Genomic DNA, 26164 nt, shown 5'->3' with positions numbered 1-26164 from the left:
ATTCGTTATTTACTGTATTTTCAGTAATTCATTGATTTTAGTAATAGATAGTCCAGTCATTCTAGCTACTTCTTCAATAGAGCTACCATTACTTATCATCATCTTTATTAATTTAGCTTCTCCTCTAGCTTCTCCTCTAGCTTCGCCCCTAGCTTCTCCTCTAGCTTCGCCCCTAGCTTCGCCTCTAGCTTCGCCCCTAGCTTCGCCTCTAGCTTCGCCAATTTGAATACCTTCTTCTATCCATACTTGGGTTATACTAGGCATAAGTTCCTCTCCTTTTTCTTTAGTTAAACTGGTGATTAACATTTTTTCTAACTCTATTTTATCACTTTGCTCAATAAAGGTCAAAGTATAGTGTAATAGATTTCTTATATGGTCATAACCTATGCTCACTTTAGTTAATTCAGGCAAGAGATCAGAGATTTCTTGCCATCTTTTCAGTAATTGACGCTCGTGGATGTGTTTGAGAAAAAATAACAGAATACCAGACCACACCTTTTTCTTAAGTTCTTCATCTGGGATATCCTGCACGTTAATAAGCTGATAATCATTTATCCAGAAGCACCTTGCTAAGTCTGGGTAGGTAAATAAATCCCATATGTTAAGTGGGGCATCATATTTTTTCTTGCCATTGTACAACACTAACGGATAGATTAACGGAAGGCGTTTAGATTTAGGATTAATAGTTAAATATCGATCGCAAATATTCACCATATATTTAAATAACCTAAACGCCATTAGCTGATCAACCGTACTTTGATGCTCCAATAACAAAAAAATATAGCCATCCGTATCATTAAACTTAACAGAAAATAATATGTCCGAGATAGTTTCAGAAAGGTCTGGTTCAATAAAACTATCTTTTTCTAATTTTAGAGTTGTGCTGTCAATTAAAGCCAGTACCTCTTTAGGTAAGTGAGTTGCCAGAAACTCTTTGGCAACTATTGGATTCTCCATAGATTTACGAAATATTTTATCATGTTTTGGTCTGTCTGGAGTCATAAAAAGCTTATATAGCCAATCTAATAATTCGTTATTTACTGTATTTTCAGTAATTCATTGATTTTAGTAATAGATAGTCCAGTCATTCTAGCTACTTCTTCAATAGAGCTACCATTACTTATCATCATCTTTATTAATTTAGCTTCTCCTCTAGCTTCTCCTCTAGCTTCGCCCCTAGCTTCGCCTCTAGCTTCGCCAATTTGAATACCTTCTTCTATCCATACTTGGGTTATACTAGGCATAAGTTCCTCTCCTTTTTCTTTAGTTAAACTGGTGATTAACATTTTTTCTAACTCTATTTTATCACTTTGCTCAATAAAGGTCAAAGTATAGTGTAATAGATTTCTTATATGGTCATAACCTATGCTCACTTTAGTTAATTCAGGCAAGAGATCAGAGATTTCTTGCCATCTTTTCAGTAATTGACGCTCGTGGATGTGTTTGAGAAAAAATAACAGAATACCAGACCACACCTTTTTCTTAAGTTCTTCATCTGGGATATCCTGCACGTTAATAAGCTGATAATCATTTATCCAGAAGCACCTTGCTAAGTCTGGGTAGGTAAATAAATCCCATATGTTAAGTGGGGCATCATATTTTTTCTTGCCATTGTACAACACTAACGGATAGATTAACGGAAGGCGTTTAGATTTAGGATTAATAGTTAAATATCGATCGCAAATATTCACCATATATTTAAATAACCTAAACGCCATTAGCTGATCAACCGTACTTTGATGCTCCAATAACAAAAAAATATAGCCATCCGTATCATTAAACTTAACAGAAAATAATATGTCCGAGATAGTTTCAGAAAGGCCTGGTTCAATAAAACTATCTTTTTCTAATTTTAGAGTTGTGCTGTCAATTAAAGCCAGTACCTCTTTAGGTAAGTGAGTTGCCAGAAACTCTTTGGCAACTATTGGATTCTCCATAGATTTACGAAATATTTTATCATGTTTTGGTCTGTCTGGAGTCATATATGTTTATTTGCTTTCTCATCTCCAGGTAATACATAACTCGGTCCTTTCCAACTTGATGAAAAATCAAATTCTCTATATGGCTGATCAAGTTTAACTGGCTCATATATTACTTTTGCCAGAGTCTCATCATATTTAACTTGCACATAACCAGTTAATGGAAAATCTTTTCTAAGAGGGTGACCAACAAAATCATAATCTGTTAGAATACGGCGAATATCATGACTACCAGTAAAATTCACCCCAAACATATCATATGCTTCACGTTCATACCAACAAGCAGCACTAAAGATTCTGGTAATCGAAGGGATTATGTCACTCTCTCCAACCTCAATTTTAACTAATATACGTTTATTTAATTTAAGACTTAGTAAATTATATACTACCTCAAACCGTTTGGGACGGTCTAAAAAATCGGCAGCAAACAAATCTGTCAGTACAGTAAAACGTAAATCCTCAGACTGCTTAACTGACGATAAAAATGGTAACAGACTTTCTATAGTAGATTTGTAAGCAACAAAATGTACATTTGAAGCATTTGGGGATACAGGCAAAGCGGTTAACTTAAGCCCTTGATTTTTTATTAAGTTATCAATAATCTTTTCCATATTATACACTCTTCTGCTTTAAATAATCGAATACATACAGCACCCTTGTCATCCCCGCGTAGGCGGGGATAGCTCCCGCACTGAAGCAGGGATGACATTACCTTAGTAAGTTTTATTCAAAATTCCTTCATGAAACCTAGTAGTCCTTCTAATTTTCCTTTGTAGCTGCATTAAGCCGTAAATCAAAGCCTCTGCAGTCGGAGGACAACCTGGTACATATACGTCTACCGGAACGATTTGATCACAACCACGTACTACCGAGTAGGAATAATGGTAATAGCCACCACCATTGGCACAGCTTCCCATTGACAGAACCCATTTAGGCTCAGTCATTTGGTCATAAACTTTTCTAAGAGCTGGAGCCATCTTATTAGTTAAGGTTCCTGCAACTATCATTAGATCAGATTGACGTGGGCTGGGTCTAAATAACATACCAAAACGATCCATATCGTAACGGCTAGAAGCAGCTTGCATCATTTCTACTGCACAACAGGCAAGACCAAAGCTCATAGGCCAAAGTGAATTAGATCTAGCCCAGCCGAGCAAATCATCGAGTTTAGTTATCAGGAAGCCCCGATTTGAGATTTCTTCTGCAAGTAGCTTATCTTGATCATATAAATCTATTTCTTCTTTCATGTCATTACTCCCAATCTAAGGCTCCTTTTTTCCATTCATATATAAAACCAATGGTAAGTACGAATAAGAAAAACATCATTGAAAAAAAACCAAATTTACCAATTTTTCCAAGCGTAATAGCCCATGGCATCAAAAAAGTTACTTCTAAATCAAAAATAATAAATAAAATAGCTACTAGATAAAAACGTACATCAAATTTGCTTCTAGCATCACTAAAAGGCTCAAATCCGCATTCATAACTATCCAGCTTAGCCTTATTATATTTCCGAGGACTCAAAAGCCTCGGTAATGTAACTATTATCAACGACAAAACTGCTGCTATAGCAAAAAATACCGCTATAGGCAAATATTCCTGTAATATGTGTGATGTTTCCAACATTAGTAATTACCTTAATAGAGTAAACATATAGCTAACCCGAATAAGTTCTAGATATCTCAGACGTCATTGCGAGGAGGCGTGAGCCGACGAAGCAATCCATTTTTGGTTATTTTTATGGATTGCTTCGTCGACCTACGGTCTTCTCGCAATGACGGAAGATATCTAAAACCGCTTCCCCTTCTAACTTTCAACAGCTGTGAGTAAAGTGGCTCCTCGCAATGACAATTTGTCGTTGCTCGACGTAATAGCAATTTAAGCAAAATAACCGCTCCAAAGGCACTGCACACCCACCATATTTGCCAAATATTAAATGAAATCATACCTATTATATAATAATTTATAAAGCAAGCATAGGCAACAGACTTGTAATTTAACGTATCTATATCTATTTCCTTACCAGTTAGATTCATCTTAGCACTTTTAGGGGACTGCACTAAGCTTATATTACTAATTTTTTGAATATATTTATAAATTAAAGATAAAAATAGTATCAAACCGATTAAGCCCGTCTCAAATAAAATTTGCATTATATTATTATGCGGGTGCAGAGGAAAAGGTGACCAAGTCCATTGGTGATAACTAACCATTTGTTCTTTATCAATTTTAAAATTTCTTGACGAAGCAAATCCATAGCCTAAAATTGGTTTTTTGATAATTTGTTCAGCAACAAAGTGCCAAATAAACACACGATGCTTGGCAGAATCCGGCAGAAACTTAGCATAATGATCTGATGCATAATGTGGTTGTATTTTATAGGCAATTATCGGCATCATTATTGAACTGGTTATCATAGCAAAGGTAAATAATTTCAAAAAAATAGATTGTAGTGATTTGGATGCTAACAATCTATTTGTTAAAAATACTAACCCACCTATGGTAAATGCTAAGAAGCTTGCCAGACTATCAGAGATAGATAATAAATAAAAAATTAATAGATAATATATTAGTGCTAATAGATATTTATGATATAGTATCAGTATAGCAATAAGCAGCCAGGAAAGAACTGACAATAAAGAACACCCTCGATCAAGAATAAATAAAAAGAACTGACCGGAAGATTTTGGCTGAAAAATAGCACGGAAGGTTCTTGTGATGATACCGTGAGATGAGTATTCTATAAAGAATAGAGCAATTGCAACTACTATTCCTAAAATAAAATATATTTTTATTTTACTTACATTGATAGGTAATTTGTCAATATGGCTATTTACGATAAATCCTATTAAAACAATTAAAAAAACTTGTAGATAATTAAGTAAAGAGGCAGGATAATTAAGTGAATAAAAATTTGTTACAAGACACCAAAGAGCAAATAATATTTCCAATTTCCACTTGGATAACAAAGTTTTTTTAATAGTGGCATATGGCAAATTAATAAATATTTTATCTGACAAAGCAATTAATATAGTTAATAACCAGATAGGAACTATTACTGCCGCAGAAAAACCAGCAATTAATCCAACTGCTGGAAATAGCATTACTAGAATGTAAAACAGGGATTGTATCATTCTTAAATATCCTTATAAACAATCTTTAGCAAAAATTTCATAAATTGGGTGTTCAAAGGTGGAAACTGAAATGCTTGATGAGATAAGCCATCCTTGGAAAATTAACATAGGGTCTTCATCAATCTTATGCTCTGTAATGGTTAATAGCATATAATTATCCCTATTATAAGGATCGAGATTTTTTATACATTTATGAAGTTTAATTTGAATATTACCAAAATATTGTGGTTCATTAGGTTTTAATAACATCTCCTTTGATGTTGCAGTAATTTTATTTAAAGTGACAATCTTACCTAAAGGGCAAGTTTTTAATTCTGAATTTTCAGCATTATTTGGTATATTGGGTAAGCTATTGTCGTTAATTTTATTGTCGTTAATTTCTAACTCGTTACTATCCTCATCGGTAGTATCGAAGAATTCTATATCTTGAACAGTATCTTCAGCTTGCCCATAAGGAGCAATAATGCATAGAACCACCATTATACTGGGAAATATAAGGTGCTTCATTAATTTCTGTAGCATTCGAAAATAACAATTAGTTGTACTTGGATTGGTAGTTATACTACCTTGTAGTAAAATTGTATATGTAAAAATTTATAATTTTTTTTATTGTAATTTATTTTTCTATACTCCATATTGGTAGGGTAACTATGTATAGCTAACCCAACTAACATTACGCTAAACTCACAGATGTCATTGCGAGGAGCTACTTTAGTAGCGACGAAGCAATCCTGTTTTGTGTCATACCTGCAAAAGCAGGTATCTTAGACTCCCGCCGTTGCTAAGAATGACAACTTACAATTGCTTCGTCGGCTTACGCCTTCTCGGAATGACGGCAGTTTACTATGGATAGATATTAATAGAATTAGCTATCCAACTATAGTCATTTAAATTGAGGATATTATCCCTATTACAGTATGGGAACTAAATAGACTTTTTTATATTCTTGACAGGATGATTTTGTTTTTTACTGTACATCATACAAATAATTACGTGAGTAAGACTTAATGCAAGCTATTATCCGCCTTATATTAACAAACCCAAGAATCAACTCTAAATTTAGGACTGGTTTTTCGTACTTTTCTATATTTATTTTTATGGGTTTTGCTACTTTTGTATCTTCATCGATCAATAAATTCGTTAATGATACTATGTCAATCACCATAGCAGAACCAGAAACAGTTGAGTCCTTAAAAGAACTATCGGATGAAATATCCCAAATTGTTACGGTCAAAAAAGGTGATACATTAAAGGCAATACTTTTGCACCAACAAATTCCAAATAAAGAAATAACTCAAATTGTAAAAATAGCAAAAGACAAAAATATTGAATCTTCTCTGAAGATAGGGCAGCAACTGGTTTTTGATTATGAAATAAAAATTATTGAACAAGATGATGAAGATCTTGCTTCTGAGTCCCGTACATTGAATAAACTAACTATAGCTTATGATAAGATTAAATCGTTAGAAATTATTAGAGAAGATGAAGATTTTTTTGCAAGAGACATAACCAAATCTTTCAATAAACTATTAACCAAATCGTCAGTAGTTATTAATTCAAACTTTATGTCAGCTTTAAAATCGTTAGGGTTATCAAGTAACAGTATAATTGAAATGATCAACTCGTATAGTTATCAAATTGATTTTCAACGTCAAATTAAAAGTGGTGACACTGTAACTGTTATAACCGAAAAATTTGTTACCAAAGATGGTAAATTTTCCCATCATGGTAAGGTTTTACATGTATCACTTAATTTATCCGGTAAGGAGTATAATATTTTTCGATATTCTCCAAATAATACACCAAATAATCATGATTTCTTTTCTGAAGATGGTAAAAGTGTCAAAAGAAGTTTGCTTAGAACACCTGTCAAATTAGTTAGAATTTCTTCACATTATGGTAATAGGCATCATCCTACTTTAGGTTATACCAAAATGCACAAAGGTGTTGATTTTGCTGCTCCAATTGGTACGCCAATTTATGCGGCAGGCAACGGGGTGATAACTGAAATAGGCTGGAAATCTGGTTATGGAAAATTTATACAGATCAAACATAGTCAAAATTTATCAACTGCTTATGCCCATGCTTCTAATTTTGCTAAAAATCTTAAACCAGGAAGTATAGTAAAACAAGGGCAAGTTATTGCGTTTGTCGGTAATACTGGTATAACTACCGGATACCATCTACATTATGAAGTTAAAATAAATGGTAAGAACGTAAACCCCATGCATGTTAAATCTACTCCTGGTATAGAACTTACTGGCAAGCAATTAGCACAATTTAAACAATTTAAAAGTAAGATAAGATCTTTAAGTAGTGAGCTTGATAATAAGTCAGAAATTGCTGAAAGTTCAGGAGTAAAATTTCTCTGACAGTCTCCTAGAATGACATCTTTTCCGTTAGGGCAATAGACAAATGCTACTCTGGTAGCTATATAGAAGAATATAGAAAAAACGAGCAGAGGTACTTAAGGAAAAAGATAAAATTGAGAATTAAATAAAAAAACAAAAGAATATGTACTTATCTGAAATGAAAATGTATGATAGGATTATATATGATTATGGATTTTTTTATGCAAATATTACCTTTTCTTGTACTAATGTTTTCTATTGGGAACTGTTACGCAGATTTCTCTCTTAATTCCTCTATACAGCGTGAAGCTGACAGCAATACTGGACGAAACTATCTCAAAGGGTCTATACCTAAGGATGTTATAGAGCCGTACTTAACACATTTAAAAACCATTCTCTCACCCGAAGATTACAAAAAATACACGCAGAATCAACAAAAGCGTGATTCGGGAATGTATCATGTGACTATAATTAGACCTGATGAGTACAGCGTCTTGAATAAAGATTTATCAAATTTTATAGGATATCCTATAAGTATTAGGTGCTTTGGTATCGGGAATGTTCGAGAAGCAGATAACGAGGCCTATTTTTTAGTATGTCAAAGTCAAAATGCTGCTAATTTAAGACAACATTTTAATCTACCTACACAGGACTTTCATGTTACACTAGGATTTAAAGAAAAAGATATTTTTGATCAACCAAAGGACAAATCGTCTTTAATTTCTCCTTATTCTATTTTAGAAAAATAGACATGTTGTTGACTGCTGGAAACTTATCAGCAACTTGCTATTTTTTAACTTAATAACCGTTACTTACGGTAAGTTTGTTTGTAATATGCATATACCATTAACATTAAAAAAGATATTACTAATTATTCGTCAGAATAGCCGTATAGTTATTAAATTGGTGATTATAGATCAATTAGTAAAATGGTGGTTTATAAATTATCTAAGGGGTAAGATTGGTCTAACACTAAAAGTGACAAGCTTTTTAGATATAGTTTATAGCTGGAACCATGGTATTAGTTTTGGACTGCTGCGAAATTATTATCAGTATAGTAATATGTTTTTTACAGTTGTTAATTCTGCTCTTATAATATATTTATGGTATCTCTTATTAAAATGTAAGACAATGACAGGCTTTGTTGGTTATAGCTTTATCATTGGTGGTGCTATTGGTAATTTGATTGATCGTTTTGTTAATGGGGCAGTGTTTGATTTTATTTATTTTCATTATGAAGATTTTGGTTTTGCAATATTTAATCTAGCTGATAGTTTCATTTCATTAGGTGTAATATTCTTGTTACATGATTATTATAAAACCAAGAAAATTATTGAACAACAACAAAATATTAAATATAATCACACTATGATACAAGCTGAAGCAGATAGGATCCGTGAGCTTGGTTTTAAGGAAAATATAAATTTAAAAGGAGATTGAGTGCGTAAAATTTTTTGGTTATTTGTTACTGTAATAATGTTGTCTGCATGCGGTAAAAAAATAAAAGAGACAATAGGGATAGTGACGCCTGGCCCCAATGAATACAGGGTCGAGCGTAATAAAACTTTAGAAATGCCACCCCACTATGACTTACCGGCTATTGAAAAGAAAGATAAAGAAAGCCTTAAAACGCCTTCTGCAAAAACTCTTAATGATGGTGAACAAGCTCTCATAGAGGAAATAGAAAAGTAATACCCACGACTGTCGAAAATTAGAAGGTAGAGCGGGTTTAGAGGTTATCATGGTAGTTTTAAAAGTTGCGGAAAAATAATTGGCGTCATTGCGAGGAGACGTGAGCCGAAGAAGCAATTTTTTGTCATACCTGCGAAAGCAGGTATCTAGATTCCCGCTTACGCGGGAATGACAACTTACAATTGCTTCGTCGACCTACGGTCTTCTCGCAATGACGTATTTTTGGTAAAAGTGCCTCTGTCATTGCGAGACCACGTGAGTGTAGTGGCAATCCATTGTAAGTTGTATCATTCCTAGCCTGCGGCGGGAATCTGGAACCCTACCTTCGCATGGATGACACAAAACAGGATTGCTTAGTTGATCTACGGTGTTCCTCACAAGACTAATTATATAATTTTTTCGCTTTTTCACTTAGTGGACAGAAATTTTGGTATATACTCAAAGATATAGAGAAATAACAATTGCCGGAGTTTAAAATAAGGTGAGTGATAATAATAAAAATGTTGTGCTGAATTTTGGTCCACAGCATCCAGCTACCCATGGGGTTTTAAGATTAATCTTAGAAATGGATGGTGAGGTAATCAATAAGGCAGATCCACATATTGGCTTACTGCATCGTGGTACTGAGAAATTAATTGAGTATAAAACATATCTACAAGCTATACCATATTTTGATCGATTAGATTACGTATCACCGATGTGTCAAGAACACGCTTTTGCCTTAGCGGTTGAAGGATTGCTTGGCTGCGAAGTGCCAAGACGAGCTCAATTTATTCGAGTATTATTCTCTGAACTTACCCGTATCCTTAATCACATACTTAATATCACAACCCAAGCTCTGGATGTTGGGGCTACTACACCTTTATTGTGGTTATTTGAGGAACGTGAAAAAATTATGGAATTTTATGAGCGTGTATCTGGTTCTAGAATGCATGCAAATTATTTCAGACCTGGTGGCGTTTCCCAAGATTTACCAGATGGTATATTAGAAGATATTGATGTTTTTATTCAACAATTTTCTAAAAAATTACAAGATGTTGAAACTTTGTTAAATGACAACAGAATTTGGAAACAACGTCTAGTAGATATCGGAGTAGTAAGCCAAAAAGAAGCTATGGATTGGGGGTTTTCTGGTCCAGTATTGCGAGGTTCAGGTATTGCCTGGGATCTCAGAAAAACCAATCCGTATGATGTATATGATGAATTAGATTTTGATATCCCAATTGGCAAAAATGGTGATTGTTATGATAGATATTTGGTTCGCATTGAAGAAATGTATCAATCGCTTAAAATTATACAACAATGTCTTGAGAAAATACCAGAGGGTAGCATTAAAACTGATGACCCTAAAATTGCTCCGCCATCAAGAGAGCAAATGAAAGAATCGATGGAAGCAATGATTAATCATTTTAAACTTTACACTGAAGGATATGACGTGCCACAAGGAGAAATATATCGATTTGTTGAAGCCCCAAAAGGCGAGTTTGGTGTATATTTATACTCTGATGGAAGCAACAAACCCTATAGATGCCGTATTAAAGCCCCTGGATTTGCTCATCTGCAAGGTCTAGACTTCATGTCAAGAGGATATTTGATGGCAGATGTGGTAACTATTATTGCCAGTCTTGATATTGTTTTTGGAGAAATTGACCGATGAATGATGAACCACTAAATTTTAGTTTTAATGATGAGAACTTAAAAAAAGCTCAGAATATTATTAAGAAATATCCTGAAAATAAACAAAAAAGTGCTATCCTACCGCTACTTGATCTTGCCCAACGGCAAATGAATGGTTGGTTACCTAAAGCATCGATAGAGTATGTAGCAAATTTTCTAAATATGCCTTTCATCAGAGCATATGAAGTTGCAACATTCTATACCATGTTTAATCTACAGCCAGTGGGGCGATATCACATACAAATTTGTGGTACTACCCCCTGTTGGCTAAGGGGTAGCGATAAAATTGCTACTATCTGTAAGAAGAAACTTGCTATTAATTTCGGTGAGCTAACCAGTGATAAAAAGTTTAGCCTTACAGAAGTTGAATGTTTGGGAGCTTGCGTTAATGCCCCAATTGTCCAAATCAATGATGATTTTTTTGAAGATTTAGATGAAGAAGGAATGATTAAGTTAATTGATAGCCTTACTTAGCCCCCCGTCAAAAGTCTAAAGATATAGTGAAACCTATTGAATTAGGTGATACAAACTTTGTGTCATACCTGCGAAAGCAGGTATCTAGATTCCCGCCTTCGCGGGAATGACAACTTACAATCGTTATGTTCTTTATCACCTAATCCTATGAGCATAACTATAGAGATCGGTTTTTTTTCTTAAATTGATACATTATGTCGAATTACACTTTCACTACAAAATAAAAAATGCAGGGTACTTATGATGTTATTCCCGCGAAAGCGGAAATCTATAATATCTCTAGGCTTTTTGACAAAGCCTAGGTAAGTCTATTATTGTCTTTAACATTCATCCTTATAGACTCCCCACAATAGCTTCTTAGGCAGCCATCCAGTACAATTTTTACAACGTACTTGGCAATGATCTTTTTTGCATTTATTAAGTAAGCAACGGACATGATTACTTACTTTTGCAACAACTTTACTTGGATCATCAGCTACTCTAGTAAGAATTACCAACTCTGGACTTACCACAATCACCGACCTTTTACCGGATAATACGCTCGAATGTACCCAACCCCCCTCTCCTTTTATGTCACGGATTTGCCTCCATTGTTCATATTCTGCAATAATTTCTATTGGTTCTCCCTTTTTAATAAATACCCATTCTATAGGGGCTCTGATCGTAGGACCAACTCTAGCATTTACCTCATTAGCCTTTATCGAGGCAAATCTGGGTATAGGCAATTTCTGGTTATCCGCTTTTGTTAGCAAAGGTATAACGGTCAAGATAAGTATACTTCCGATATATAGAGGTAATTTGATTACCATGGGTAGCCTAGGTAAGGAATTTTGAATAAAATCTATGGGTTTGTCATCCCCGCGTAGGCGGGTATCTAAAACATCACCTAGAAAGTATTGAAATATTATAGATTCCCACCTACACGGGGATGACAAGCATTGTGACTCGGTTCTATTCAAATTTCCTCCTAGTATTTCTCTGAGTCATTTTCTTCCAATTCATGCAATGCGTCATCTCGTTTAGCTATTACATAATTACCTGATCTAAATTGCCCTTTGATCCGATTTATTTCATATTCACTAAGACCAATAAATTTCAGAATTGTTCCACCAAGTTGCAAACCAGTCTCGTAATTTTCTGGGATGATTGTGGTTGCCCCAGCATCATAAAATTCTCTAGCATTTTGTAGATTTTTTAATCTTACAATAACTTCAAGATCTGGAAAATTACTTGAGATCGTTCTAAGAGACTTTTTGATGGTAACCTTATTATTCATTGTAAGTACTAGGGTTAAAATCCTTTCTGCTCCAACGGCTTTTAGCGTATCAATTTGCGATACATCTCCCCTAAAAACTGGAAATCCATTAGCTGTTTCTTCTTTGACAATTTCGTCATTAACATCTAGTGCTATATAATTGATCCCTTCAGCTTCTAATACTAATGCTACCATCTTACCAACACTACCAAAACCGGCAATTATTATATGGTTTGTTAAATCTCTTGCCCCAAGTTCTATAATTTGTATTGGAGTTTTCCCAAGCTGTTTATCAAGTTTCTCAGCAAGTTTCCTTCCTAAAATTGCCAGTAATGGAGTTAGTGCCATGGTACATGTCACCACTAATAAAAGCACATTGGCAGTACTCTCTTCAATAACACCACTTTCTTTACCAAGACCGAATAAGATAAAAGCAAATTCTCCACCCTGTGATAACAATAAACCAGCATGCAAAGCCACTCCCCGATTAAAGCCAAATAAGATACAAAAGGCGGTAATAATTAATGTTTTTACCATGATCAAGGCAACAGAGCAAGTTAGGATAGTTGATATCTGAGCATATATTTCTTGTGCATCAATATTCATACCAACGCTCATAAAAAATAGTCCTAACAATAAACTTTTGAAAGGATATATACTTTCTTCCGCTTGTAATCGAAACTCTGTTTCTGCGACTAAAACCCCCGCCACAAAGGCTCCCAGAGGAAGTGATAGACCAAAATATTCTGTTGCCCAAGCAGCAGATAGAACTACCAATAAAGTCATGGAAATTGGCAGCTCGTTTATATCACCATTTTCTGATGAAATGAACCCAAATAAAGGTCTTAGCAATACTCTACCTGCAATAAATATGGCAAATAGAGCAATGATAGCCTTAAGCAGAGCTATTCCCAGAGCTGATGCTAAAGAAGCTTTACTATCACTAGCAAATAGCGGTACAATAACTAGTAGAGGTACAACTGCTAAGTCTTGTAATAACAAGATAGCTAGGGATATACGACCCAATTGAGTCGCCTGGCTACGACTCTCCTCAATAACTTGCATGACAAGTGCCGTTGAGGATAAAGCAAGCCCCCCCCCAATAATAATTGCAGCACCACTATTACCACTAATTAAAGCAACAGCGGCAGCAATTATTATAGTGGTTGTTAATACTTGTAGCGAGCCAAGACCAAATACATATCGCCTCATTACCTTTAATCTTTCAAAAGATAATTCTAAACCTATAGCAAAAAGCAAGAAAACTACTCCTAATTCTCCTAGTAATTTTGTTTGATCATAGGTTACAATCCTAAATCCATGGTCACCAATTACTGCTCCGGCAATTAAATATCCCAAAACAGGACTTAGGTTAAGACGTTTCAGTATTGCTACAACAAATACAGCAGTTCCTAATAAAATTATAATATTGACAAGAATATGCTCTCCCATTTACACCTTTTCTTCAGAAGTATTTATACATTATTTTTTAACTACACTAAGTAGTTTTCAGTAAAAAACCTAAGATTTTTAATTTATTTTTTTTTCCACATCTCTTCCAATTTAAAATGCTCTCTAGTTTCTGGGTAGAAAATATTAACTAATATATCTCCAACATCTATTAACACCCATTCAGATTTTTCAAGCCCTTCAATATTAGTACTGATATTAGCCTGATGTTTTAGCTCTAAAGATAAATATTCAGCAATTGCCCCGACATTTTTAGTTGAACGTCCGCTTGCAAGAATAATATATTCAGCTAATGTGGTTTTTTGCTTTATATCTATTACAACTATATCTTCCGCTTTTTTTTCTTCTAAACATTTAACGACGAACTCTTTTAATAGTTCAATATTTTCTATCATAATTATCCTTTTGTTTTTTTGAATCTAAAATGATGACATTTTTAGCACAATTCCACGATATGTTATTATATTGCTAGTTTGCTTTTTATCAATGTTTGTCTTAACATTCTTGATAAAACTATTAAAACTCAAGTAGAGTAAAATATTTGTTTGTATATATTCTAAACAAATTGAGAGCTAGGAGACTGTCGTAGATGACTAAAGTAATTATATTTTGAGCTATTTTTCGGCGAGAATAAATAGGATTTTCGCAGGAATAGTGTACCTATTTCAAGAAAATCATGTTTATTCGCAACCAAAAAGAGCCAAATATAGAATTACTTTAGTCATCTACGACAGTCTCCTAGATTAAATGAATCTCCTAAAACGCCAATAGACTTCCTGCAAAACTCTACTTCTGCTGGTGATTTGAACAATGGTGAGGTACTCGAATCCTCGCGTACCTTAGAATACGCTGCGGTTCGGGGGGGAAGCGTCTCCTTCAAATCTCTCAGCACAAGCGACTTCTGCAGGAAGTCTAATATTTATATGACAATTTTGCAAATAATTTAAAGATTGCAGGCTATAAATTTTTGATGTATTTTGTACAAAAAGTTTAAGGAAAATGGCAATATCTATTACAGAACTTGAAAAGATTATACGTTATAGTTTTCCAAATGCCAAAATAAAAATCATTGATCTAGTTGGGGATCAGGATCATTATTCCTTAGAGATACAAGATGATGCTTTTCTTGGAATCAGTCTCATTAATCAGCACAAGATGGTAAAAAAAGCTTTAGCAGAAATATTGGATAATAATAAATTACATGCTATCACTATCAAAACTATCAGCCCTTTTAACTTTTAGGCAATGCCTTAACAAGTCGATCACAGACCCTAATTTATTGTATTCAAGTAAAAAAATAGCCTGAATATTGCACGAAGGTAGCAAAATTTACCTACTAACCCCTTGTAATATAAGGGGTTTAGACGAATTACATAAAAATACAAATTGTATATAGTGAAACCTATTGAATTAGGTGATACAAACTTTGTGTCATACCTGCGAAAGCAGGTATCTAGATTCCCGCCTTCGCGGGAATGACAACTTACAATCGTTATGTTCTTTATCACCTAATCCTATGAGCATAACTATATTTAATATTTTATATATTTTAGCCCGTAGCCCTTATGAGCCAATGTCTAGTACTAAGCTTTTCTAAGTAAATTATATAAAAACTTTTTAGCATCTTTTTTCACTTTTTATATGAAATAACTGCAATTAAGCCTTGACTTCTACAAAAAAATTTATTTATTATAGTAAATGGTTTATTTTAACTACAGTATTAGATTAAACATTAATGCAATATATTTAAAATAGGAAACAATTTTTATGAAAATTCTCTCTTTCAAATCTCTTGCTATACTTGCTTCAGCCTCACGTTTAGCTGGTGCATTCCCTATACAGACCAATAATGCAGACAACCACTTCAATATGATCACTAGCGATCATTATTATAGTACAAATGGGGATATACCTTTAAGTACACCGTATAATAAATTAGGTTCCAACAATTCTTTAGAAGAATTGGAGCATAATGCAAAAATATTAGACAATGCTGTGAAGAAGTATGAAGATTTATCTTCGAACGAACATTCTTTAGAAGAATTTGACAAGTTGCCTGAATTGCAGAGCTATAATGAAAGCTCTTCCCCTTTAAACACACCTGAGACAAGTTCTATCACTACAACTGAGGAAACTTCTACTAATGTACTTGAAGAAATTTCTACTGAAGCTCCCCCTTCTGAGACAACTTCTACCACTACAGCTGAGGAAACTTCTACTAATGTACTTGAAGAAACTTCTACTGAAACAGCAATACATTCTGCCCAAGAGTACCCCCCTAATCAACAGTGGTGGTCATATCTATCAGCTATAACTGCAGGGAGCGGGCTACTAGCTACTGCTATCTATATCTATATCTATATCTACAAGAAATATTGTAATGGATCACAAGTAAAACCAAACCCAAATTCAGAAACATGGTTAGATTTCTCAAATCTTATTGCCCCTGTAACAAACACCATTACATTAAAACTTGATGATGTAGATTCAGTAGAACTTATGGCTACAGACCTCCATATGAATGTTCAGCAAGTGTAAATGCTATCATTTGAGCAAGTCACTCTTATTATAGACCAAAGAAGTATCTTCACTAATATCAGTGTGACTTGTTTGCCATCATCTATAGTTTATCTACAAGGAGCCAATGGTTGCGGAAAGACTTCATTACTCAGAATGGTCAGTAATTTACAGTATCCAACAAGTGGTAGTGTTGTATATAGATCATTAAACTGTAAATATTTAAAAAAACCTTATTGTACTTATATTGGTCATAATCTTGGATTAAAATCTCAAATAACTGTATTAGAACATTTAAAATTCTGGTCTACAATTTATGATTCCCTTGAAACATTAGAGTCTTCGATATACTATTTCAAATTATATAATATTTTGCATGAGAAATGTTACAGGCTTTCTGCTGGTAACCAAAAAAAAGTTGCCTTAGCAAAACTCATTGCTTGCCAATCAAATTTATGGTTATTGGATGAAGTAGAAGCAAATCTAGATCAAGAAAATAAAGAATTACTATATAGCTTGATTATTTCAAAAGCAAATAACGGTGGGATTATTTTGCTTACCTCTCACTCTAATATAGATATTAAGTCAGCACAAATAATCAATCTTGAGGATTATCCATTCTTGAGCAAATAACTTTTGATATTCAGGGCAGTTTAAAAGTCGCAACTAATGACAGAAATACTAAATTACAGAAACAAGTGGTTGTCATCGCGAGCCACGAAGTGGCGTGGCGATCCAAATAAACAGTTTGCTGTTTTATTTTTACCGCTGCAATTTTTGGATTGCCGCGTAGCCTCTTTGCGGCTCCTCGCAATGACGACTACTCACCTAAATAAAACTGGCTTTTTTACTATTAGTTGCGACTTTTAAATTGCCCTGTTTGATATTTCAAGAAATGAGGGTTGACTTTAGTCGTTTAAATATGTATATTTTAATGTATATGTTAATGTCAAAATTATGAGATTATAGAGCGTGACAAAAATTATTAGTTCTAAATACAAAGCAAGCAGAAGGCTTGGTGTGAGCTTGTGGGGCGATAGCAAAGATGCCTTCAATACAAGAAACTACCGCCCTGGTCAACATGGTCAGAATAGTATGATTAAAACTTCTGATTATGGTGTACACTTGAAAGCTAAACAAAAGCTTAAGTGTCATTATGGTCGGATTAACGAAAAACAATTTAGAAACACCTTTACTCTTGCACAAAAAATGAAAGGTAATACTGGTGAAAATTTTATAGGTCTATTAGAAAGAAGGCTTGATGCTGTTATATACAGAATGAATATTGCCCCAACGATTTTTGCTGCAAGACAATTTGTTACACATGGTCACATTAAGGTGAATGGTAAAAAGGTTGATATCCCAAGCATGAGGCTAAAAGAAGGGGATGTCATTGAGCTAAAGGAATCAGCAAAACAAATTCCTGTAATACTTGAAACAGCTAGTAAACAAGAAAATACCGTGCCAGGTTATCTCACTTTTGATGCTCATTCATTGTCTGGTAAATTTGTTAGAATCCCTGTAATTTCTGATGTTCCATACCCTTTCGAACCAGAAGTACATTTAGTAATTGAGCTTTATTCAAGATAGCGAGCCCAAGACTCTGATAGACTTACTTAGGTAAGTCTATTGTGTACATAGTATCTTAACATTTTTTATTTTGTAGTGAAAGTGTAATTCGACATAATGTACCAATTTAAGGAAAAAAGCTGTTCTCTAACTGTCATTGCGAAGAGCTACTTTAAGCGATGAAGCAATCCTGTTTTGTGTCATACGCCCGCGAGGTTTAACTTGTCATCCCTGCGAAAGCAGGTATCTAGTCGCTCCGTCAAAAAGGCTGTAGGTATGAGAGGTAATACATGTTTGCGGTTAAAAATCACATCAAAATCCATAAGATTTTCACCCTATTTTGTCAAAAACCTTATGGATTCACAAAGTTTTTATAACCTAATCACAGTACCAAGCTTGTCATCCATGCTTCAGCGCGGTATCTAGATCCCCGGGACCGCCCCCCCTGCGGGAATGACAACTTACTTCGTCGCTTACACCCCCTCACAATGACGCTTGTGTAGCATAATATCCTTATAATTTTTTGCTATTTTTACGATAGAATAAAAAATGTATGGTACTATGATTGCGTATTCCCACCTACTCGAGAGTACACATCTTTTGTTTTAACGTAATAGATGTTGTGTTTTTAGACTTTTAGCGGAACAATTATTTAAAATTTTCCAGTCGAGCCAAATCCACCAGCCCCTCTAGGTGTTTCATCTAATAAATCCACCTCGTCCCATAATATCTGCTCATATCTAGAAATCACCATCTGGGCAATTTTCATGCCACGCTCAATTACAAAATCTTCTTTAGCATGATTAATTAAAATTACCCTTATCTCACCACGATAGTCGGCATCAATTGTACCAGGTGAATTTAGTACAGTAATGCCGTGTTTTAGTGCTAAACCTGATCTTGGTCTGATTTGAGCTTCTAAATGACTAGGCAAGGCTATACAAATTCCCGTGGGTACTAACTTTATTTCTTGTGATTTTATAGTTATTGGCTCAATATTCGCTGCCATCAGATCCATACCACTACTCTGCTCGGTCGCATAACCAGGCAAAAGAGCTACAGAATGCTCTAATCTTTTAATTTTAATGTCCATAAAGATGATATTTTTTAAAATGATATTGATCAGGTTGATTAGATTCTGCGAACATAGTTAGACTTTTACTTAACCATATTACCATTGGCATCATAAATTTCGATTTTTTCAAGTTTGTCTGCCTCTTTATATGGATAAGTAACCCTGGCTGTAATATAACCTCGATTATTAGATATAGCCCCTTCAACTGGAGTACCTGCCACTTCCCACAATCCAAGAGTCATAACGTCAAGCACTCCATGTCCAGCAGCTCTTAAATAATTCGCACCAGATTTTCTTGCTATAGCCCTGTATGTTTCCATATATTTTCCATTTTCCTCTTGATGACGATCAACTATTTCCATACCATGAGACAGAAAACAACCTTTCATTTGGCATTGCCTTATATCTGATATTGAAACCCCCTCATTAGAAGCAGCTTTGTATACAGAGCAGCTAGATAAAATTATCATTATAATAAAAAGACAACTATTAACTATGTATTTACTAAACATTCTTTGTTTTCTATCTGTTAGAGTATTAGCACTATTAATGTTTATCACATTAGGAAAGTCAAAGGATAAATTATAGCCATATTTGCATTATATGTCAATATTCATTATTACCGCCCAGGGCAGTTTAAAAGTCGCAACTAATGATATAAGAATCTGTTTTAAGAAATGCATAAACGTCATTGCGAGGAGCCGCTTCGCTACGACACGGCAATCCAAAAAATTGCAACGGCAAAAATAAAATAGCAAGCTGTTTATTTGGATCGCCACGCCACTTCGTGGCTCGCGATGACGGTTATTCGTTTCTATAATCTAGTATTTTATATCATTGATTGCGACTTTTAAACTGCCCTGGCTCCCCTACTCCTTTCTAATAAGATCTGTTTAAAGTAAATTCTAATAAAGAAGCTAAATGTTCTTTATAAATATTTTGTATGGGAATTTGCTTTAACAAATTACTAGCTTCATTGTTAATAGATGCTAAATAGTCGATAATTTGTTGCTTAATACAATGTTCTATCATCAAATCTCGTATTAGTTTAAACTCACTTTCAGATCTATTATCTGCCTTAATCATTTCTTGAATTTTTAACTGCCACTGATCATCAAGCTTCTTATATAAGAAAATTAGTGGTAGAGTTATTTTTCCCTCTAAAAAATCATCACCTATATTCTTACCAAGATCACAACTATCTCCCAAATAATCAAATAAATCATCAATGATTTGAAAAATATTTCCTAAATATCTACCAAATTTTTGTAAAATCTCACAAATTTCGTTAGATTGACCAGAAATAATTGCCCCTGCTTCGCAAGATACACCAAATAATTCTGCAGTTTTTGCCATAATTATTTCATTATATTCCGTTTCATCAATAATTCTTCGCTGATTCAATTTCACCAGTTGCGAGACCTCTCCTTCTGATATAATTGCTGAAGCTCTTGATAAAGATTTCATTGCTTTAATAGATTTTGTATCGACCATTAGCTGAAATGATTGGCTAAATAAGAAATCCCCCACTAGAATACTAGCCTTGCTATCCCAAATAACGTTAGCAGTAGGTTTGGATCTTCTCATAGTACTTTCATCTACTACATCGTCATGCAGTAAAGTTGCTGCATGAATAAACTCTACAGCCCCAGCAAGCTTTATATTATCTTCCCCTACATAACCAAACATTTTACTAGTTAAGATTGTTAGTAATGGTCTGATTCTCTTTCCACCAAATTCTAGCAAATATTTACCTATTACGCTAACTAGCTCCTCTTTGGTAGCTAAGTGGCTTATAATAAGCTTATTCAATGCAGAAAGTTCTTTGCTTAAGTCTTTATGTATTATTTTTATAGTATCCAATTTACGTCTCTATTTTCTAATTTTTATTTTATATTCTCCTGCCAAACATCACTGTCAGTTTCCAAAAAAGGTTGAACCATTAACTGTTTTAACAACTTTTGATGCTCATTGAAATCAGGTATTAGCTCTTCTATTCTTTCTGTTATAATATCACCAACTCGTATTTTTTCCGAGGCTTTTTTGTATAATGCTAGATAATATAATGGTAAAAACTTATTAAGATCGACTGTGCCAATTTTTCCTTTTTCTATATTATTGGAATCTAATTTATACTCAAAACTTATGTCACCTGAATTAGAATCGGGATGATCTGATACAGTTTTCACAAAATACTTGATACCCTCTTTGTATACCATACGACTATCTTCTGAAAATGTTTTAAATCTACCTAAATTTAACAAGTAATTGGTTATAATATCAGTTACTTTTAAATAATTATTGACGACCACAAGACCATTAATATCAAACTGCCCAAATGAATTTAGCTTGCATTCACTTGACAACCGGAATCCAGTATTATTAGAAAATAAACTAAGATTATTAATTTGAGCTCTCATTACATCTTTTGTTCTAGCAAAAAAATTTATATCTAAATCAAAAATATATTGATGATTTTCTAATTCAGTTAAATTGAATTTATCTTTATTAGCATTAATATACTGTAATTCTTCCATTAACGATGAATTATTAGGAAGTGCTGACATATAGGGTAATAAATACTGGATAGAATTTAATATATTATCGGAAAATCCTGATTTCAAATCAATTTTTGATTTAACCTTAAGGTGGCTAGCACGATTACCTTCTTCTTCTCTATTTTGATATAAGAAACTAGTCAAAAAGTCTTGAACATTGCTTGAAAACTTGCTTGATATCATTTTTATTTCTAAATCGTTAGCAAATTCACTATATACAGATTTATTTGTTTTTATATAAAACTTACCTTCAAAACTAAAAGGTATTGGCCAAGCAAATCTATATAATAAAAGACCGGCTGGTATCCTTCTGTTAATAATATTACTTTCTAAGATGTTCGTTGAATAAGTAATATTTAATTTTTGCGGCACATTATTTTTAAAATCTTCTAGATCAGTATAATATTTTTTCTTTTCTAGTGAAAATGAAATGATTGTATGATCTTCATCATATAGTTTCTGTTGGTCAAATAAATCAAAGATTTTAGTTTTGTCAGATGTTAATTCCAACTTTTTAACAAAATTGATAATTTCAAACGGATCTTTTTTTTGCATGAAAATCTTAAATAACTTAAAGCTTAAAGGAAGCTTTGCTATAAAAGAATAATTATCACTTTCGAATTTTGCACCAAAGCCCAATTGAATAGGTTTATAACGACCTGTTGCGTTACCAGAATAAGTGATAAAGCACGCTTGTTTTAGTAAGTCATAACCTATATAAATCGGGGTATGAAATTCAATTATACTATTCTCCCCCTCTTCACGCCAACCAACTATTTGAAAGGCAATTTTAAATGGAAAGCCATAGCTGGTAATTTTCTTAAATTTAACAAAATATTTTCGTTCACTATTTATCGTATTAGCAGCAATGTCACGGTTACCATATTGTTGATTAATCTTACCAGCTATAGAACCAATAATTAAGAACCAAGAAATGGTATAAATCAAAAGGACTACAGCAATTATTACTGATATATATATTAACGTTTTTCGCATGCTAATTACATAATTTTACATATTCACGGTTTAATTGTACTATATCCCAAAACCATAAAATAATTATAATAATAAAAATTGTTAGTAAATAAATTACTATTGAGTCACATGTGGCAGTAGGCACCATAATAAATATAAAAGATTGAATAAAAGCTCCTAAAGATTTACCAAATTTAGTACTAGTAAGCTCAACAGCAGCTTTACCTTTTGTTCGAAGTTCTAATGATAAAGGAATATATGCCATTTCCTTTGTTGAATCAAATAACGAATATTTAGTTGATTTACTTAAAATATTTTGTATTCCTCCAATAATTACAGCAGCATAAATTGGATTAAAGTCTTTGATACCACAACCTATATCTTCTGAGAAAATAACAAAAATAAAAAACATTAAGCCAGTTATCAAAAACATTAAAGGTGTTAATAATGCTGAAATTAACCAAGTAAACTTCCTAATCACATTACTGCCAACTATCATAAAAGTAACGCAGGAAATTCCCATCCAAATATTAAACCTACCCATAAAATTTATATAATCTAACGTATTGGGATTAAGCTCTCTTACTTTAGCTTTCCACGGACCTTCCACTATATTAGTAAGGGTTCCATAACAAATTATCAATAAAGCAATACGCCCAACATATTTTGAGTTAATAATCAGCCTTATACTATCCAGAAGTGGTAAGGAGGTTTTTGCCTGTATTTGAGTTACCTTAAAATCAGCCCTTAATCCCTTGTCGTTCAAAATAAGATAATTAATTAACCTAAATAACAACATGGCAATTATACCGGCAAATACTATTATAGAAATAATCGGTTGTAGCATTAGTTCTGAATTATATTGCAAATCTTCATTTATTATAACTTGAGCATCAGATAATTCTTGTACTTTTGAGAAAGCTACTAACACATTACCAGCAAGAATTAGACCAACATTGCCTACCATTCCCAGAATTGGATAGAAACGTTTCGCCTTACTTGTATCAAAAATATTATTAGCAAATTGCCAGAACATTAGATTAATAATTACTGCACTCCATAATTCTGCACAAACATACATGATAGCATAACTCCACTTACCCATTATCTTGATAAACCACCGAAAATTAGGGTACAAAGATACTAAATGTTCTATCTGCTCAGCATTTGGATGATAAAACTCCTGATTGGGATAAATGACATAGGCAAATATCAGAAAGAATAACAAAAAGCTTGAAATTATTATATAAAAAATATATTCAAAACGTATGTGATTACTGAGTTTTACATAGAATACAGCGAATAATATAGAAGATGGCAGAACAAGCCAAAGTTTTAGAAAACTGATGACCTCTACTCCCATTGACGGCACAACTAACCCGTCTTTAACGGATCTCAATGCACCAAAATTAAAAAGAACACACAGCATCATTAATGCCATAGGTAGAAAAAGTTTCAGTTCTTCCTTCTCTATTGGCCAAATGATTTCCTGAATTTTAGAAAAAATATTTTTGAATGGTAACATTATATTACACAAAGAATTACCTAAACCTTTTAAAGCTCTATGGCAATAAAGTCAATGAAAATTAGCATATTTCTCTATTAACAAAATAGTTTTCGTGTGAGCATCACAACAATTATATCATGAATTTCGTTTGCACTAAGAGCGGAAGCGTTTATTTTTACTATTCTATCTGGAAATTTATCTGATATATCTTGAAACCTATTATAAACTTTTTGATGAAATTCAATATTCTTACTTTCAAATTTATTATTATTACCTCTTGCCCATGCTCTTTCTAAAGCAATATTTGGCTCTATATCAATAAAAAAAGTAATATCAGGCATCACAGGCGATATTAGAGATTTATGAAGGTCATACACTAAATCACTGCCCACATCTTGCCCCTGATAACAAGCCGTAGAATCTATAAACCTATCACAAATAACTGAAACTCCTGAATTTAGTTTAGGAATAATCCTTTTATGAACATGTTCGTAACGTGCTGCCATGACTTGTAGCAATTCTGACATAGGCAATAAATCTTGATAAACTAAAATATCACGCATTTTCTCAGCAGCAATAGTTCCACCCACTTCACGCGTTAAATCTACCCGGATATTTTGCGATAGTAAATACTGGTATAACATATCACTCTGGGTGGATTTACCGCAGCCTTCTCCGCCTTCAAATGTAATAAATTTACCACTTTTAATTGACATAACTACCACTATTCATTTCATGTAACCTTGAAATAGTTCTCTTAAATTCATCACTACGCAAACCATTCTGATATATTTTTACTGGCTCATCTTGTAAGGTCATAAATAGTACAACCTTATAAAAATAAGCATTATCAACAAAATTGATGAATCTAACAGCTAAGTCTGTATTATCAGGACTTATTATACTAATATTTTCTACTATTATAACAGAAAATTTTTGACAAATATCTACATAATCAACATAACCTAATTCTCTTACAAATAACTCTTCAAAATTTGTTACTAATATTTTCTCGCCAGCCATTTTAAAAGATATTTTTCGTCCAAAAACAGTAATATCCTTAGGAACTAGTTGGTTATTATGATTTAACTTGCTAATAAGTTCTTGTGTCTCCAATTTATTATTTTCATTTATTGGATAGATTATACGCTTGTTAGTCATCTGTATAACTTTATCTAATCGATAATCATGCTCACTATCTAAGTGTATGACTTCAAACCTTTGATAAATCTCTTTAATTATTGGCAAAAAAGAATTTCTTTGTAAACCATCTTTATACAAATCTTCTGGTTTAGTATTACTGGTAATGAAGATAAATACCTTACATTTCATCAGTTCAAGTAGTAGCTGTCCTATGATCATCGCATCAGTTATATCTTTAATTTCAAACTCATCAATACATATTACTTCCGCTTGTTTTGCATAATTTGCCGCAATGCTTTTTATAATATTATTCTTAGATTTTAATTTGCCTTGTAACTGATAAATATCTTTATGTACTGATTGCATAAAGTTCTGGTAATGTATCATTAACTTCTTAATTTGCAATATTTGAAAAAAATGTTGCATTAATAAAGTTTTGCCATTACCTACATTACCATATAGGTAAATACCTTGTTTTGCTAATAAATTACTATTAAAAAATCTAAAAAAGGATTTATTCTCAATTTGTTTAACAAAACTCTTGATTCTACTAAGCAGAAGCAACTGCTTTTCATCAAATTTTAATTCAGACAATCGATTATATTCTCATTAAAGTTATTATTATGGGGTATCCTGAACTCGTTGCGGGTTCTAGGTTCTGTTGACAAAATTTGAATTATTCTATTTTGACTCTTTATTAGCTGCAAATTATAAGATTTTTTTGAAATAGGAATAACTATTCCTGCAAAAATCTTATTAATTTTCGCTTAAAAATACTCAAAATATAA

The 26164-nt window shown here is 33.2% G+C and carries 31 protein-coding genes; 10 read left to right on the top strand and 21 right to left on the bottom strand.

The features are described 5' to 3' along the window. Positions 1 to 9: 9 nt before the first annotated feature. From ACQH2P_RS03735 to ACQH2P_RS03700, 8 genes are read right to left on the bottom strand one after another with little or no spacing between them, the layout of a single operon-like run. A complete protein-coding gene (locus tag ACQH2P_RS03735) occupies positions 10 to 1002 on the bottom strand; it encodes an Rpn family recombination-promoting nuclease/putative transposase (protein WP_425363065.1) in 993 nt (330 codons plus the stop codon). A gap of 35 nt (positions 1003 to 1037) precedes the next feature. Beyond that, positions 1038 to 1982, bottom strand: a complete 945-nt coding sequence (locus ACQH2P_RS03730) for an Rpn family recombination-promoting nuclease/putative transposase (RefSeq protein ID WP_425363064.1) — start codon at positions 1980 to 1982, stop codon at positions 1038 to 1040. Further along, positions 1979 to 2590, bottom strand: coding sequence for an NADH-quinone oxidoreductase subunit C (locus tag ACQH2P_RS03725; RefSeq protein ID WP_425363063.1), 612 nt, complete (start codon positions 2588 to 2590; stop codon positions 1979 to 1981). The genes ACQH2P_RS03730 and ACQH2P_RS03725 overlap by 4 nt, the downstream gene beginning before the upstream one ends. Then, a complete protein-coding gene (locus ACQH2P_RS03720; protein ID WP_425363062.1) occupies positions 2566 to 2688 on the bottom strand; it encodes a hypothetical protein in 123 nt (40 codons plus the stop codon). The genes ACQH2P_RS03725 and ACQH2P_RS03720 overlap by 25 nt, the downstream gene beginning before the upstream one ends. Positions 2689 to 2692: 4 nt before the next feature. Continuing rightward, complete coding sequence (locus tag ACQH2P_RS03715) at positions 2693 to 3226, bottom strand: NuoB/complex I 20 kDa subunit family protein (RefSeq protein WP_425363061.1); 534 nt, start codon at positions 3224 to 3226, stop codon at positions 2693 to 2695. 4 nt (positions 3227 to 3230) lie between these two features. Further along, positions 3231 to 3605: an NADH-quinone oxidoreductase subunit A gene (locus tag ACQH2P_RS03710; protein WP_425363060.1), complete on the bottom strand. Its 375-nt coding sequence runs from the start codon at positions 3603 to 3605 to the stop codon at positions 3231 to 3233. 56 nt (positions 3606 to 3661) lie between these two features. After that, positions 3662 to 5113 carry an O-antigen ligase family protein gene (locus ACQH2P_RS03705; RefSeq protein ID WP_425363059.1) on the bottom strand — a complete coding sequence of 484 codons (1452 nt, stop codon included), beginning with the start codon at positions 5111 to 5113 and terminating at the stop codon, positions 3662 to 3664. A 12-nt stretch (positions 5114 to 5125) separates the two neighbouring features. Further along, entirely contained in the window at positions 5126 to 5635 is a 510-nt protein-coding gene (locus tag ACQH2P_RS03700; RefSeq protein ID WP_425363058.1) for a DUF2155 domain-containing protein, read from the bottom strand. A gap of 485 nt (positions 5636 to 6120) precedes the next feature. Between ACQH2P_RS03700 and ACQH2P_RS03695 the strand changes: the two genes are divergently transcribed. From ACQH2P_RS03695 to nuoE, 6 genes are all read left to right on the top strand, one after another. Further along, positions 6121 to 7485 (top strand): M23 family metallopeptidase, encoded by a 1365-nt coding sequence (locus tag ACQH2P_RS03695; protein ID WP_425363057.1) that lies wholly within the window; start codon positions 6121 to 6123, stop codon positions 7483 to 7485. A 167-nt stretch (positions 7486 to 7652) separates the two neighbouring features. Beyond that, positions 7653 to 8213, top strand: a complete 561-nt coding sequence (locus ACQH2P_RS03690) for a hypothetical protein (RefSeq protein ID WP_425363056.1) — start codon at positions 7653 to 7655, stop codon at positions 8211 to 8213. 91 nt (positions 8214 to 8304) lie between these two features. After that, a complete protein-coding gene (gene lspA / locus ACQH2P_RS03685) occupies positions 8305 to 8904 on the top strand; it encodes a signal peptidase II (protein WP_425364097.1) in 600 nt (199 codons plus the stop codon). After that, the gene (locus ACQH2P_RS03680; RefSeq protein WP_425363055.1) at positions 8905 to 9156 is read left to right on the top strand and encodes a DUF3035 domain-containing protein; all 252 of its coding nucleotides are present in this window, start codon (positions 8905 to 8907) and stop codon (positions 9154 to 9156) included. Positions 9157 to 9637: 481 nt separating this feature from the next. Further along, the gene (gene nuoD / locus ACQH2P_RS03675; RefSeq protein ID WP_425363054.1) at positions 9638 to 10813 is read left to right on the top strand and encodes an NADH dehydrogenase (quinone) subunit D; all 1176 of its coding nucleotides are present in this window, start codon (positions 9638 to 9640) and stop codon (positions 10811 to 10813) included. Further along, on the top strand, positions 10810 to 11307 hold the full coding sequence (gene nuoE, locus ACQH2P_RS03670; protein WP_425363053.1) for an NADH-quinone oxidoreductase subunit NuoE: 498 nt from the start codon (positions 10810 to 10812) through the stop codon (positions 11305 to 11307). The genes nuoD and nuoE overlap by 4 nt, the downstream gene beginning before the upstream one ends. A 7-nt stretch (positions 11308 to 11314) precedes the next feature. Here nuoE and ACQH2P_RS03665 read toward each other — a convergent pair whose 3' ends face one another. The 4 genes from ACQH2P_RS03665 to rsfS all read right to left on the bottom strand — a co-directional run bounded on the left by ACQH2P_RS03665 (position 11315) and on the right by rsfS (position 14427). Further along, positions 11315 to 11446, bottom strand: coding sequence for a hypothetical protein (locus ACQH2P_RS03665; protein WP_425363052.1), 132 nt, complete (start codon positions 11444 to 11446; stop codon positions 11315 to 11317). A gap of 181 nt (positions 11447 to 11627) precedes the next feature. Beyond that, positions 11628 to 12116, bottom strand: a complete 489-nt coding sequence (locus ACQH2P_RS03660; protein ID WP_425364096.1) for an SH3 domain-containing protein — start codon at positions 12114 to 12116, stop codon at positions 11628 to 11630. 158 nt (positions 12117 to 12274) lie between these two features. Next, positions 12275 to 14014: a cation:proton antiporter domain-containing protein gene (locus ACQH2P_RS03655; RefSeq protein ID WP_425363051.1), complete on the bottom strand. Its 1740-nt coding sequence runs from the start codon at positions 14012 to 14014 to the stop codon at positions 12275 to 12277. An 83-nt stretch (positions 14015 to 14097) separates the two neighbouring features. Continuing rightward, a complete protein-coding gene (gene rsfS, locus ACQH2P_RS03650) occupies positions 14098 to 14427 on the bottom strand; it encodes a ribosome silencing factor (protein ID WP_425363050.1) in 330 nt (109 codons plus the stop codon). A 604-nt stretch (positions 14428 to 15031) separates the two neighbouring features. Between rsfS and ACQH2P_RS03645 the strand changes: the two genes are divergently transcribed. After that, positions 15032 to 15274, top strand: a complete 243-nt coding sequence (locus ACQH2P_RS03645) for a BolA/IbaG family iron-sulfur metabolism protein (protein WP_425363049.1) — start codon at positions 15032 to 15034, stop codon at positions 15272 to 15274. A 29-nt stretch (positions 15275 to 15303) separates the two neighbouring features. Here ACQH2P_RS03645 and ACQH2P_RS03640 read toward each other — a convergent pair whose 3' ends face one another. Next, complete coding sequence (locus ACQH2P_RS03640) at positions 15304 to 15540, bottom strand: hypothetical protein (protein ID WP_425363048.1); 237 nt, start codon at positions 15538 to 15540, stop codon at positions 15304 to 15306. 361 nt (positions 15541 to 15901) lie between these two features. Between ACQH2P_RS03640 and ACQH2P_RS03635 the strand changes: the two genes are divergently transcribed. From ACQH2P_RS03635 to rpsD, 3 genes are all read left to right on the top strand, one after another. Beyond that, positions 15902 to 16570: a hypothetical protein gene (locus tag ACQH2P_RS03635; RefSeq protein ID WP_425363047.1), complete on the top strand. Its 669-nt coding sequence runs from the start codon at positions 15902 to 15904 to the stop codon at positions 16568 to 16570. Continuing rightward, positions 16571 to 17182, top strand: coding sequence for a heme ABC exporter ATP-binding protein CcmA (gene ccmA, locus ACQH2P_RS03630; protein ID WP_425363046.1), 612 nt, complete (start codon positions 16571 to 16573; stop codon positions 17180 to 17182). It abuts the gene before it with no gap. Positions 17183 to 17521: 339 nt separating this feature from the next. Next, entirely contained in the window at positions 17522 to 18139 is a 618-nt protein-coding gene (gene rpsD / locus ACQH2P_RS03625) for a 30S ribosomal protein S4 (protein WP_425363045.1), read from the top strand. A gap of 179 nt (positions 18140 to 18318) precedes the next feature. Here the strand turns inward: rpsD and ACQH2P_RS03620 are convergent, their stop codons facing one another. The 8 genes from ACQH2P_RS03620 to zapE form a co-directional block, all read right to left on the bottom strand. Continuing rightward, a complete protein-coding gene (locus tag ACQH2P_RS03620) occupies positions 18319 to 18441 on the bottom strand; it encodes a hypothetical protein (RefSeq protein ID WP_425363044.1) in 123 nt (40 codons plus the stop codon). Between the two features lie 329 nt (positions 18442 to 18770). After that, the gene (gene dut, locus ACQH2P_RS03615) at positions 18771 to 19211 is read right to left on the bottom strand and encodes a dUTP diphosphatase (RefSeq protein ID WP_425363043.1); all 441 of its coding nucleotides are present in this window, start codon (positions 19209 to 19211) and stop codon (positions 18771 to 18773) included. Between the two features lie 65 nt (positions 19212 to 19276). After that, positions 19277 to 19753: a hypothetical protein gene (locus ACQH2P_RS03610; RefSeq protein ID WP_425363042.1), complete on the bottom strand. Its 477-nt coding sequence runs from the start codon at positions 19751 to 19753 to the stop codon at positions 19277 to 19279. 319 nt (positions 19754 to 20072) lie between these two features. Beyond that, positions 20073 to 21056, bottom strand: coding sequence for a polyprenyl synthetase family protein (locus ACQH2P_RS03605; RefSeq protein WP_425363041.1), 984 nt, complete (start codon positions 21054 to 21056; stop codon positions 20073 to 20075). A gap of 23 nt (positions 21057 to 21079) precedes the next feature. Beyond that, positions 21080 to 22747: a hypothetical protein gene (locus ACQH2P_RS03600; protein WP_425363040.1), complete on the bottom strand. Its 1668-nt coding sequence runs from the start codon at positions 22745 to 22747 to the stop codon at positions 21080 to 21082. Between the two features lies 1 nt (position 22748). Beyond that, positions 22749 to 24251 carry an Npt1/Npt2 family nucleotide transporter gene (locus ACQH2P_RS03595; protein WP_425364095.1) on the bottom strand — a complete coding sequence of 501 codons (1503 nt, stop codon included), beginning with the start codon at positions 24249 to 24251 and terminating at the stop codon, positions 22749 to 22751. A 77-nt stretch (positions 24252 to 24328) separates the two neighbouring features. Beyond that, positions 24329 to 24949, bottom strand: a complete 621-nt coding sequence (gene tmk / locus ACQH2P_RS03590; protein ID WP_425363039.1) for a dTMP kinase — start codon at positions 24947 to 24949, stop codon at positions 24329 to 24331. Then, positions 24939 to 25970, bottom strand: a complete 1032-nt coding sequence (gene zapE, locus ACQH2P_RS03585) for a cell division protein ZapE (protein ID WP_425363038.1) — start codon at positions 25968 to 25970, stop codon at positions 24939 to 24941. Before zapE ends, tmk begins: the two co-directional genes overlap by 11 nt. Between the last annotated feature and the right edge of the window lie 194 nt (positions 25971 to 26164).

This window comes from Candidatus Tisiphia endosymbiont of Hybos culiciformis (genome assembly GCF_964030975.1).
Lineage (GTDB): Bacteria > Pseudomonadota > Alphaproteobacteria > Rickettsiales > Rickettsiaceae > Tisiphia.
The sequence above is the reverse complement of the archived record's forward strand: the minus strand, read 5'-3'. Positions and strand labels throughout refer to the sequence as shown.

Excerpts from the sequence above, each read along its gene's own strand:
- ACQH2P_RS03735 (WP_425363065.1), bottom strand. The coding sequence starts at position 1,002 with ATGACTCCAGACAGACCAAAACATGATAAAATATTTCGTAAATCTATG.
- ACQH2P_RS03730 (WP_425363064.1), bottom strand. The coding sequence starts at position 1,982 with ATGACTCCAGACAGACCAAAACATGATAAAATATTTCGTAAATCTATG.
- ACQH2P_RS03725 (WP_425363063.1), bottom strand. The coding sequence starts at position 2,590 with ATGGAAAAGATTATTGATAACTTAATAAAAAATCAAGGGCTTAAGTTA.
- ACQH2P_RS03720 (WP_425363062.1), bottom strand. The coding sequence starts at position 2,688 with ATGTCATCCCTGCTTCAGTGCGGGAGCTATCCCCGCCTACGCGGGGAT.
- ACQH2P_RS03715 (WP_425363061.1), bottom strand. The coding sequence starts at position 3,226 with ATGAAAGAAGAAATAGATTTATATGATCAAGATAAGCTACTTGCAGAA.
- ACQH2P_RS03710 (WP_425363060.1), bottom strand. The coding sequence starts at position 3,605 with ATGTTGGAAACATCACACATATTACAGGAATATTTGCCTATAGCGGTA.
- ACQH2P_RS03705 (WP_425363059.1), bottom strand. The coding sequence starts at position 5,113 with ATGATACAATCCCTGTTTTACATTCTAGTAATGCTATTTCCAGCAGTT.
- ACQH2P_RS03700 (WP_425363058.1), bottom strand. The coding sequence starts at position 5,635 with ATGCTACAGAAATTAATGAAGCACCTTATATTTCCCAGTATAATGGTG.
- ACQH2P_RS03695 (WP_425363057.1), top strand. The coding sequence starts at position 6,121 with ATGCAAGCTATTATCCGCCTTATATTAACAAACCCAAGAATCAACTCT.
- ACQH2P_RS03690 (WP_425363056.1), top strand. The coding sequence starts at position 7,653 with ATGATAGGATTATATATGATTATGGATTTTTTTATGCAAATATTACCT.
- nuoE (WP_425363053.1), top strand. The coding sequence starts at position 10,810 with ATGAATGATGAACCACTAAATTTTAGTTTTAATGATGAGAACTTAAAA.
- ACQH2P_RS03660 (WP_425364096.1), bottom strand. The coding sequence starts at position 12,116 with ATGGTAATCAAATTACCTCTATATATCGGAAGTATACTTATCTTGACC.
- ACQH2P_RS03655 (WP_425363051.1), bottom strand. The coding sequence starts at position 14,014 with ATGGGAGAGCATATTCTTGTCAATATTATAATTTTATTAGGAACTGCT.
- rsfS (WP_425363050.1), bottom strand. The coding sequence starts at position 14,427 with ATGATAGAAAATATTGAACTATTAAAAGAGTTCGTCGTTAAATGTTTA.
- ACQH2P_RS03645 (WP_425363049.1), top strand. The coding sequence starts at position 15,032 with ATGGCAATATCTATTACAGAACTTGAAAAGATTATACGTTATAGTTTT.
- ACQH2P_RS03635 (WP_425363047.1), top strand. The coding sequence starts at position 15,902 with ATGATCACTAGCGATCATTATTATAGTACAAATGGGGATATACCTTTA.
- ccmA (WP_425363046.1), top strand. The coding sequence starts at position 16,571 with ATGCTATCATTTGAGCAAGTCACTCTTATTATAGACCAAAGAAGTATC.
- ACQH2P_RS03620 (WP_425363044.1), bottom strand. The coding sequence starts at position 18,441 with ATGGATTTTGATGTGATTTTTAACCGCAAACATGTATTACCTCTCATA.
- dut (WP_425363043.1), bottom strand. The coding sequence starts at position 19,211 with ATGGACATTAAAATTAAAAGATTAGAGCATTCTGTAGCTCTTTTGCCT.
- ACQH2P_RS03600 (WP_425363040.1), bottom strand. The coding sequence starts at position 22,747 with ATGCGAAAAACGTTAATATATATATCAGTAATAATTGCTGTAGTCCTT.
- ACQH2P_RS03595 (WP_425364095.1), bottom strand. The coding sequence starts at position 24,251 with ATGTTACCATTCAAAAATATTTTTTCTAAAATTCAGGAAATCATTTGG.
- tmk (WP_425363039.1), bottom strand. The coding sequence starts at position 24,949 with ATGTCAATTAAAAGTGGTAAATTTATTACATTTGAAGGCGGAGAAGGC.